This is a genomic window from Duganella sp. HH101 (genome assembly GCF_001758795.1).
GTDB lineage: Bacteria > Pseudomonadota > Gammaproteobacteria > Burkholderiales > Burkholderiaceae_D > Rugamonas > Rugamonas rivuli.
In genome coordinates, this window is the sequence record NZ_LRON01000040.1 from 18,475 (window position 1) to 27,309 (window position 8,835).

General features: G+C 70.2%; 11 protein-coding genes and 1 pseudogene. All 12 read left to right on the plus strand.

The window, feature by feature from the left end:
* The first annotated feature begins 2 nt into the window (after nt 1-2).
* Entirely contained in the window at nt 3-965 is a 963-nt protein-coding gene (flgA, locus tag DUGA2_RS31210) for a flagellar basal body P-ring formation chaperone FlgA (RefSeq protein ID WP_070273198.1), read from the plus strand.
* A gap of 6 nt (nt 966-971) precedes the next feature.
* Nucleotides 972-1,541 carry a flagellar basal body L-ring protein FlgH gene (locus tag DUGA2_RS31215; protein ID WP_070273199.1) on the plus strand — a complete coding sequence of 190 codons (570 nt, stop codon included), beginning with the start codon at nt 972-974 and terminating at the stop codon, nt 1,539-1,541.
* A 2-nt stretch (nt 1,542-1,543) separates the two neighbouring features.
* Nucleotides 1,544-2,656, plus strand: coding sequence for a flagellar basal body P-ring protein FlgI (locus DUGA2_RS31220; RefSeq protein WP_070273200.1), 1,113 nt, complete (start codon nt 1,544-1,546; stop codon nt 2,654-2,656).
* Between the two features lie 22 nt (nt 2,657-2,678).
* Entirely contained in the window at nt 2,679-3,053 is a 375-nt protein-coding gene (gene flgB / locus DUGA2_RS31225; protein ID WP_070273201.1) for a flagellar basal body rod protein FlgB, read from the plus strand.
* Entirely contained in the window at nt 3,053-3,481 is a 429-nt protein-coding gene (gene flgC, locus DUGA2_RS31230; protein ID WP_070273202.1) for a flagellar basal body rod protein FlgC, read from the plus strand. The genes flgB and flgC overlap by 1 nt, the downstream gene beginning before the upstream one ends.
* Nucleotides 3,478-3,777, plus strand: a complete 300-nt coding sequence (gene fliE, locus DUGA2_RS31235; RefSeq protein ID WP_070273203.1) for a flagellar hook-basal body complex protein FliE — start codon at nt 3,478-3,480, stop codon at nt 3,775-3,777. Before flgC ends, fliE begins: the two co-directional genes overlap by 4 nt.
* 18 nt (nt 3,778-3,795) lie before the next feature.
* Nucleotides 3,796-5,247 carry a flagellar basal-body MS-ring/collar protein FliF gene (gene fliF / locus DUGA2_RS31240; RefSeq protein ID WP_070273204.1) on the plus strand — a complete coding sequence of 484 codons (1,452 nt, stop codon included), beginning with the start codon at nt 3,796-3,798 and terminating at the stop codon, nt 5,245-5,247.
* Nucleotides 5,244-5,747 (plus strand): hypothetical protein, encoded by a 504-nt coding sequence (locus DUGA2_RS31245; RefSeq protein WP_070273205.1) that lies wholly within the window; start codon nt 5,244-5,246, stop codon nt 5,745-5,747. Before fliF ends, DUGA2_RS31245 begins: the two co-directional genes overlap by 4 nt.
* Nucleotides 5,748-5,766: 19 nt before the next feature.
* On the plus strand, nt 5,767-6,453 hold the full coding sequence (locus tag DUGA2_RS31250) for a FliH/SctL family protein (RefSeq protein WP_070273206.1): 687 nt from the start codon (nt 5,767-5,769) through the stop codon (nt 6,451-6,453).
* On the plus strand, nt 6,453-7,763 hold the full coding sequence (locus DUGA2_RS31255; RefSeq protein ID WP_070273207.1) for a FliI/YscN family ATPase: 1,311 nt from the start codon (nt 6,453-6,455) through the stop codon (nt 7,761-7,763). Before DUGA2_RS31250 ends, DUGA2_RS31255 begins: the two co-directional genes overlap by 1 nt.
* Nucleotides 7,763-8,230, plus strand: coding sequence for a hypothetical protein (locus DUGA2_RS31260; protein ID WP_070273208.1), 468 nt, complete (start codon nt 7,763-7,765; stop codon nt 8,228-8,230). Before DUGA2_RS31255 ends, DUGA2_RS31260 begins: the two co-directional genes overlap by 1 nt.
* A gap of 1 nt (nt 8,231) precedes the next feature.
* Nucleotides 8,232-8,835: pseudogene (locus DUGA2_RS31265) on the plus strand (hypothetical protein); the annotation flags it as partial.

Below are 8,835 nucleotides of genomic sequence, written 5' to 3' on the forward strand. Positions count from 1 at the left end.
CGATGCGGGCGGCGGTCGTTGCTGCAGGCGCGCTGGTGCTGGCGCTGTCGGCGCGGGCCGGCGAAGTGGTGATCTCGCTGCGGCCGGACGTGCTGCTGAGCACGCCGCGCGTGACGCTGGCCGATGTGGCGCAGGTGGAAACGGACGACGCCCAGTTGCGGCAGGCGTTCGGCGGCGTGTCCCTGGGGGCGGCGCCGCTGGCCGGCCAGGTCGAGCAGCGCAGCCGCGCCGAGCTGGATCTCGCCATGCGCAGCCTGAGCTTGTCGCGCGGACAGCGGATCGTCTGGCGCGGCGCCGAGCGGGTGCGCATCCAGAGCCAGAGCCAGGCGCTCGATGGCGAGCTGCTGCTGGACCTGGCGCGGGCGCAGGTGCAACAGCGTTTCGGCGCCGCCGGCCAGGAACTGCAGCTCAGCCTGGCCGCGCCGCTGCCGGACCTGGCGGCGCCGGCCGGCGCCTTGCAGTACCGCGCCAGGATGGTGGACGCCAGCCGTTTGCGGCCGCGCATGCCGGTGTGGATAGACGTGATGGCGCAGGGCGCGGTGTACCGCTCGGTGGTCGTGCCGCTGGCGGTCAGCGCCTACCGCAGCGTGTATGTGGCGCAGCGGGCCTTGCCGGCCGGCGCGGTGGCGACGGCGGCGGATTTCGCGCTGCGGCGCGAGGAAGTGGCGGACCTGGCCGACGCGCCGCTGGCCGAGGGCGCGCTGGAACAGGGCGGCCGGCTGCGGCAGCCGCTGGCCGTCGGGCAGGTGGTCACGGTGCGGCAGATCGCGCCGGCGGCGATGGTGCTGCGCGGCGACCGCGTGCGGCTGGTGACGGCGGTGGCCGGCATCGAAGTGGAAACCGCGGCCTATGCCCAGGCCGACGCGGTGGTGGGACAGCAAGTGCCGGTGCGCCCGGAGCGCAGCAATGACATGGTGACAGCGCGGGTGATGGCACCCGGGCTGGTTCGAATTGAAGGAAGGTAGGGAACGATGCGTTTTACATTTTTGCTGATGCTGGCGGCGCTGGGCTGCGCCGGCGGCGCGCAGGCGACCAGCTTGTACCAGCCGGCGACTTACCAGTCGTTCACGTCCGACCTGCGGCCGCGCCGCGTCGGCGACCTGATCACGGTGATGGTCTATGAAAGCGCCAGCGCCAGCAGCACCGCCAACACCAGCGCCGGCCGCGACGCCGGCGTCGGCATGGATATCCACACCCCGGGCAAAGGCTACAACGCCGGCGTCAAGGCCAACAACCAGCTCGACGGCCGCGGCCGCACCGCGCGTGAGGGCCGCGTGCTGGCCCAGATCACCGTGGCGATCCGCGAGATCACCGAGCAGGGCGACCTGGTGATCGCCGGCGAGCAGCTGCTCGAAGTGAACAACGAAAAACAGCAGATCCGCGTCGAAGGCCGCATCCGCCCGCAGGACGTGTCCGACGCCAACGTCGTGCTGTCGACCCGCATCGCCGGCGCCAAGATCAGCTACGTCGGCCAGGGCGACCTGGCCGACGTCCAGCATCCGGCCTGGTGGCAGCGTTTCCTCACCCTGTTCGGACTGTGACGATGATGCGCGCCCTGATATTCGCACTGCTGTGCGCAGCCGCCGGCGTCGCCGGCGCGGCCGAGACCATCCGCATCAAGGACATCGGCAAGATCGCCGGCTGGCGCGACAACGCGCTGACCGGCTACGGCCTGGTCACGGGCCTGGCCGGCACCGGCGATTCGGCCCGCAACAAGGCCACCCGGCAGTCGATCGCCAACATGCTGTCGCGCTTCGACATGACGGTGGTGGCCGACGACGTGCAAAGCCGCAACGCCGCCGCCGTGATGGTGACGGCCAGCCTGTCGCCGTTCGCGCGCCCGGGCGACGCGCTCGACGTCACCGTGACCTCGATGGGCGACGCCCGCAGCCTGGTCGGCGGCACGCTGATCCTGGCGCCGCTGAAGGCGGCCAACGGCCAGGTCTATGCGCTGGCGCAGGGGCCGCTGTCAGTGGGCGGCTACAAGTACGATTTGAACGGCAACGTGGTGCAGAAGAACCATCCGACGGTGGCCTCTATCCCCGGCGGCGCCACGGTGGAGCTGGGCGTGGCCAACGATGTCAGCAACGGCGGCCAGAGCGTGACCTTCGTGCTGTCCGACCCCGACTACACCACCGCCAGCCGCGTGGCGGCCGCCATCAACGGCGCGCTGGGCCAGAACCTGGCGCTGGCGCAGGATGCGTCCGGCATCGAGATCCGCATCCCCGAAGGCCGGCGCGCGCGCCTGACCGACTTCCTGATGGCGGTCGAGAACGTCAGCGTGGAGCCGGACCGCCGCGCCAAGGTGGTGATCAACGAGCGCACCGGCACCGTGGTGTCCGGCGGCGACGTGCGCATTTCCAAGGTGGCGGTGTCGCAGGGCGATTTGAAAGTGACCATCGTCACCGACAACTCGGTCTCGCAGCCGCTGCTGGTGAGCCAGACCGGGCCGGATGTGCGCACCATGCGCGTGGCCAACAGCCGGGTCGATGTGACGGAGCAGGGCGAGACCGGTTTTGTCGCCGCCAGCAACAACACCGTGGCCGACCTGGTGCAATCGCTGACGCGGGTCAAGACCAACACCCGCGACATTATTTCCATCCTGCGCGCAGTGAAGGCGGCGGGCGCCCTGCATGCAGAACTGATCGTGCAGTAACTCTCAATTTAAGGAAGCGGCTATGGTATCCCTCATCGACAGCAGCACCGTCGGCTTGCTCAGCCTGGCGCTGGACGCGGCCGGCATGCGGCAACAGGCGATCGCGCAAAACATCGCCAACGTCAACACGCCCGGCTATCGGCGCATGGGCGTGAGTTTCGAAACGCGGCTCGACGAGCTCAAGCAGGACGTGCAGCAGGGCCGCGCGCCCTCGCTGGCCGGCCTGGCGGCGTTCCGGCCGCAGTTCGAGGCGGCCGGCGCAGCGGGCGAAGCCGTCACGCTGGACACGGAAATGGCTTCGCTGTCGGAAAACACGCTGCACCACCAGGCGCTGCTCAAGGCGCTGAACAAGCACTTTGCGCTGATCGGCAGCGCCATCAACGAAGGCAAACGCTAATGGACTACAACGCGGCATTTCAAATCAGCGCCAGCGGCATGGCGGTGGAAAAACTCCGCCTCGATGTGACGGCGGCCAACATCGCCAGCATGAACACCGCTGCGGCCAGCGCGGCCCAGGCCTATCGTCCGATGCGCGTCATCAGCCAGGCGGCGCCGTTGAATTTCGGCCAGCAGTTCGACCAGTTGTCCGGTGGCGGCGTGCAGGTGCTGGCGGTCGAGCCGCAGGCGGTGGCGGCGCGCATGGTGTACGAACCGGGCCATCCGTATGCGGACGCCAAGGGCATGGTCGCCTATCCGGGTGTGAACCATACGGCCGAGATGGTCAACCTGAGCACCGCGCTACGCGCCTACGAGGCCAATGTGGCGGCCATGAACGCCGCCAAGACCATGGCTGCGCGTGCGTTGGACATCGGAGGCCAGCAATGACCATCGAAGCGATCGCCGCCGCCACGCTGGCGGCCGCCGAACCGCTGCCGGCCATGGCGCCGGTGCAGCAGCCGGCCGACGGTTTCGGCGGCTGGTTCGCGACCGAACTGAATTCGGTCAATGCCAGCCTGGTCAAGGCGGACCATGAAGTGCAACAGCTGGCGCTCGGCGAAGCCAGCAATTTACATGAGGTGATGATCCATCTGGAAGAGGCCAAGCTTTCCTTCCAGTTGCTGGCGCAGGTCAGGAATCATGCACTGGAAGCCTATCAAGAAGTGATGCGGATGCAGGTCTAGGAGTAGAACGTGGCAGCAATGAACGAAGCATGGAACCGCCTGGCGGTGCAATCGAAAATCGGTATCGTGGTCGGCGTCGTGCTGATCGTGGGGCTGGCGGCCGCGCTCGGCTTTTGGGCTTACCGCACCGATTACCAGGTGCTGTTCGCCGACGTGGCGCCGGCCGACGCGGCCTCGATGACGGCCGAGCTGGACAAGATGAAAACCCCTTACCAGCTGGCCGACGGCGGCAACACCATCCTGGTGCCCAAGGACCTGGTGTACAAGACCCGGCTCAAGCTGATGGGCAAGGAACTGCCGCTGCATGGCGCGGTGGGTTTCGAGGTGTTCAACAACGCCGACTTCGGCATGACCGAGTTCGTGCAGAAGGTGAACTACCTGCGCGCCATCCAGGGCGAGCTGACCCGCACCATCCTGTCGATCGAGGAAATCCAGGCCGCGCGCGTGCACCTGGCCTTGCCTGAGCAGGGCTTGTTCAAGAAGGCGCAGACCAAGCCCAAGGCGTCGGTCACGCTGACCATGAAGAGCGGCAAGGTGCTGGCGGCCGAGCAGATCGCCGGCATCCAGCGCCTGGTGGCGGCCTCGGTGCCGGACATCGTCAGCGCCGACGTGACGGTGTTGAACCAGCACGGCGTGGCGCTGACCCGCGTGGCCCAGGGCGACGGCGGCGAGACCGCGATGACCCAGCTCGACGGCAAGCGCGGCACCGAAGACTATCTGCTGAAGAAGGTCACGCAAGTGCTGGACCGTACCTACGGCGCGGGCGAGGCGGTGGCCAGCATCGATGTCGCGCTGAATCTGGATCAAAGCAAGGTGACGACCGAAGAGGTGCTGCCGGCCAAGAATTCCGACCCGGCCGCCAACCCCACCGGCGTGGTGGTGCGCGAGCGCAGCAGCTCCCGCGATGGCGCGGACGCCACCGGCGCCGCCGTCGGCACGGCCCGCGTGAACGGCGCGCCGGCCAGCAACACCAGCGAGTTCGACTACCAGGTCGGCCGCCGCGTCGAGCAGGTGGTGGTGGCAGGCGGCGCCGTCAAGCGCATGACGATCGCGGTGCTGGTCAAGCGCGACATGGATGAAGAACAGCTGGCGCGGCTGAAGGAAGTGGTGGCGCTGGCGGCCGGCTTCGACAGCCGGCGCGGCGACGCGGTGGTGGTGTACTCGATGCATTCGCTGGCCGCACAGCAGGTGCTGGCGCAGCAGGCGCCGGCGGCTGCGGAAACGGCCGCGGCCGACGCCCACCCCGGCGCGGCGGGCAAACCTGCCGACGGCGCCGCGCGCAACGTGGTGCCGGTGCTGGCCGGGCTGGCAGGCCTGGTGGTGCTGGCCGCCGCCTTCGTGCTGGGCGGGCGCCGCCGCCGCGGCGCGCCAGCGCGCTTGAGCGCGGCGCAGCGCGAGCAGATGCTGCACGATGTACAGCAATGGATCGCCGCGCCGCAGGCCGGCGACGCCGTGGGGCGTCGGCCATGACCGGCCACCGCCAGGCAGCCGTGGCGCTGCATGCGCTGGCCGACGCCGACCGCGGCCTGATCCTCGAACAGCTGGCGCCGGCCGACCAGTCGCTGCTGCGCGGCTATCTGGACGAGTTGACGGCGCTGGGTTTCGAGCCGGACCGCAGCACGCCGCCGCCGGCGCCAGGCGCGCCAGGCGCGCCAAGCCGGCAGGCCGGGCTGGCCTCGGCCTCGGCGACCGCCATGTTCGGCCTGCTCGAACACGAACCGGTGGCCTTGGTGGCGGAAGTGCTGGCGCTGCAACCGTGGAGCTGGAGCGCCGGCCTGCTGGCGCTGTACCATCCGGCCCGGCGTGAAGCGATCGCTGCGGTTCAGACGGCGCCGGCGCCGGCGCGCGCGCTGTTCGTGCTCGAATCGCTGACCGCGCGCCTGGCGCAAGCGGCCGTGCCGGCGGCGGCGCCTGCGCCGTCGTCGCCGTTCGAAACGCTGTGGCGGCGGGTGACATCATGGCGGCCATAATTCAAGCGCCGGCCATCGCATGGAGGACGAGGCGGCTCTGCTGCGCCGGCGCGAGCAAGCGATCCTGGCGCAGGAGCAGGCGCTGGCGCAGCAAGGGCAGGACATGACGAAGCAACGCGACCAGGCGGCGCAGCAGCTGGCCGAGTTGGCCGAGCGCGAGCAGCAACTGCAAGCCGCGCAGCAGCGGCTGCAGGACGAGGCTGACGGCATCCGCGCCGAAGCCGAACGCCGTGGCCACCAACAAGGGCTGGAGCAGGGCGAGCGCGAGGCCAACGATGCGGTCGCCGCCCAGGTCGAGCGCCTGAACGGCGTGACGCAGTCGCTGCTGCAATCGCGCCGCGCGCTGCTGGACGAACACGAGGACATGCTGGTGGAAGTCAGCTTCGCCGCCGTGTGCCGCGTGCTGGGCAGCCAGGCGGCCAGCCGCGATGGCCTGGTGGCCATGGTGCGCAGCCTGATCGACGGTGTGCATGCGCCGGAGACGCTGGTGGTGCGCGTGCATCCGCAAGACTTGCCGCTGCTGCAGGACGGCGCCCTCGATGCGCGGCTGGGCTTCCAGGCCGACGCCGGTATCGAGCTGGGTGGTTGCATCGTCGACGGCCCGCGCGGCACGCTGGACGCCCGCCTCGACCTGCAATTGCAGCATCTGCGCGAAACGCTGGTGCAGGTGCGCAAGCAGCAGGCCCGCCGCGAGGTGCCGGTCTGATGCAAGCCTATCTGGACGCCATCCGCGACGCCGAGCTGACGCGCCGAACCGGCCGCGTGCTCGGCATTTCCGGCCAGAGCATCGAGGCGGTGGGGCCGGACGCCACCATCGGCGAAGTGTGCGAGATCGAGCTGGAGAACGGCGCGCCGGGATTGCTGTGCGAAGTGGTCGGCGTCAAGCCCGGCCGCATCGTGCTGATGCCTTATGGCGACACCCGCGGCGTCGGTGCCGGCAGCCGCATCGTCGCCAGCGGCCAGCCGCCGGGCATGCGGGTCGGCAGCGGCTTGCTGGGACGGGTCATCGACGCCTTCGGCGCGCCGATCGACGGCGGCCCGCCGCCTGTGACGGCCGAGATGCGCAGCCTGTTCGCGCCGCCGATCAATCCGCTGACGCGGCCGCGCATCGGCCAGTTGCTGGAGACCGGCGTGCGCGCCATCGATACCCTGTTGCCCTTGGGCCGTGGCCAGCGCATGGGCATTTTCGCCGGCAGCGGCGTCGGCAAGAGCACCTTGCTGGGCATGCTGGCGCGCGATGTCCAGGCCGACGTCAACGTGATCGCCCTGATCGGTGAACGCGGCCGCGAAGTGCGCGAGTTCGTCGAGAAGAATCTCGGCGTCGACGGCTTGAAGCGCAGCGTCGTCATCGTCGCCACCTCGGACCAGCCGGCGCTGGTGCGCACCCGCGCCGCCCACGCCGCCACGGCGGTGGCCGAGTACTTCCGCGACCAGGGACGGCAAGTACTGCTGATGATGGACTCGATCACCCGCTTCGCGATGGCGCGGCGCGAGATCGGGCTGGCGGCGGGCGAACCGCCGACGGCGCGCGGCTATACGCCGTCGGTGTTCACGGAAATTCCGGCGCTGTGCGAACGCTGCGGCACCACCGACAGCGGCGGCGCCATCACCGCGCTGTACACCGTGCTGGTCGAAGGCGATGACTTCAACGAGCCGATCTCGGACATCGTGCGGGCCACGCTGGACGGCCACATCATGCTGTCGCGCGAGCTGGCGCACGAAGGCCACTTCCCGGCCATCGATGTGCTGCAAAGCAGCAGCCGGCTGGCGTCCGACCTGACCAGCGCCGACGAGCGCGAGCTGATGGGAACGGCCGTGGAGCTGCTGGCGGCTTATGAACGCAACCGCCAGATGGTCGACATGGGCGCCTACCGGGCGGGCAGCAATCCCGCCATCGACCGCGCCATCGACGTGGCGCCGGCGCTGCGCGAAGTGCTGCGGCAGTCGGTGCTGGAATCGACCACGCGCCAGGCCGCGCTGGCGCGCTTGCGCGCCGCCGTGACGGGAGCGGCCTGATGGGCGGGGCGCGTTTCCGCTATGCGCTGGAGCCGATCGTGCTGCAACGCCAGTGGGCGCTGGATGCGCTGCTGCGCGCGCTGAGCGATTGCAATGCCGAGCTGGCCCAGCGGCGCGCCGCGTGCGACGCGGAAAGCGCCCGCATCGCGCAGGCGCAGCAGGAATGGAAGCAGCTGGGCAGCGACGGCCAGGCCGTGCAGGTTGAACGCTTCAGCTTGCTGTCGCGCTACCTGGCAGATCGCCGGCGGACGCTGCACGAGATGGCGCAGGCGATGCAGGAGGCGCAGCAGCGGCGCGAGGCGCTGATCGCCGACGTGGCCGGCGCGCGGCGCGGGCTGGACGCGGTGGAAGAACATAGGGACGAAATGCACAAGGAATTCGTGCGGGCGCGCCTGAGCGGCGAGTTCAAGGACGCCGACGATCAATGGAATGTATTGCAGACAGTGAGGGCGGCAGATGGCAATTAATGTGGATGGATACGGTACGGCGGCGCCTGCGACCGGCGCCGCGCCGCGGCTCCAGGCGGATGCGCGCCAGAGCCGCTGGTTGTACGAGGTCGAGCACGCGATGTTGCTGCAGACGGCGAAGAAACCGGCGGCGCCGGCCGACGCCGGCCGTGGCGTGGCGGTCGACGACCGGCGCCAGCCGCTGCGCGAGCGCGATCAGCAGGCAGACGTGGCGCCGGAGCAGCGCGCCGATGGCGGCGCGCTGCCCGCGCAGCGGACTGCGGCAGCGCCGCCCGGCGAAGCCGCTGCCTCGGCCAGCGCCGTAGCCGGCACAGGCCCGGCCGCCGCATCCGCGCCGGCGGCGACGGGCTGCACGGGAGAGGCCGCCAGCGGCGTGGCGCGCGCCGGGGCGGCGCCCGCGCAGGCCGTCGTCGTTGGCGTGGATGGCCCGGCGGCTGCAATGTGGGAAAAGGCCGCGCCGTCCCTGCTCAGCGTCCAAAACCTCTACGGTGCGGTAGCCGGGGCGATGCAGCGGGGTCCGGCCGGCGGCGCGGTAGCCATGGGCGAGACGGCGCTGTCGGTGCAGAAAACGGCGACGGCGTCGCCGGGCTGGAGCCTGGCCGGCG

Excerpts from the sequence above, each read along its gene's own strand:
- DUGA2_RS31255 (WP_070273207.1), top strand. The coding sequence starts at position 6,453 with ATGCAAGCCTATCTGGACGCCATCCGCGACGCCGAGCTGACGCGCCGA.
- flgC (WP_070273202.1), top strand. The coding sequence starts at position 3,053 with ATGGACTACAACGCGGCATTTCAAATCAGCGCCAGCGGCATGGCGGTG.
- flgB (WP_070273201.1), top strand. The coding sequence starts at position 2,679 with ATGGTATCCCTCATCGACAGCAGCACCGTCGGCTTGCTCAGCCTGGCG.
- DUGA2_RS31220 (WP_070273200.1), top strand. The coding sequence starts at position 1,544 with ATGATGCGCGCCCTGATATTCGCACTGCTGTGCGCAGCCGCCGGCGTC.
- DUGA2_RS31245 (WP_070273205.1), top strand. The coding sequence starts at position 5,244 with ATGACCGGCCACCGCCAGGCAGCCGTGGCGCTGCATGCGCTGGCCGAC.
- flgA (WP_070273198.1), top strand. The coding sequence starts at position 3 with ATGCGGGCGGCGGTCGTTGCTGCAGGCGCGCTGGTGCTGGCGCTGTCG.
- DUGA2_RS31215 (WP_070273199.1), top strand. The coding sequence starts at position 972 with ATGCGTTTTACATTTTTGCTGATGCTGGCGGCGCTGGGCTGCGCCGGC.
- DUGA2_RS31250 (WP_070273206.1), top strand. The coding sequence starts at position 5,767 with ATGGAGGACGAGGCGGCTCTGCTGCGCCGGCGCGAGCAAGCGATCCTG.
- DUGA2_RS31260 (WP_070273208.1), top strand. The coding sequence starts at position 7,763 with ATGGGCGGGGCGCGTTTCCGCTATGCGCTGGAGCCGATCGTGCTGCAA.
- fliF (WP_070273204.1), top strand. The coding sequence starts at position 3,796 with ATGAACGAAGCATGGAACCGCCTGGCGGTGCAATCGAAAATCGGTATC.
- fliE (WP_070273203.1), top strand. The coding sequence starts at position 3,478 with ATGACCATCGAAGCGATCGCCGCCGCCACGCTGGCGGCCGCCGAACCG.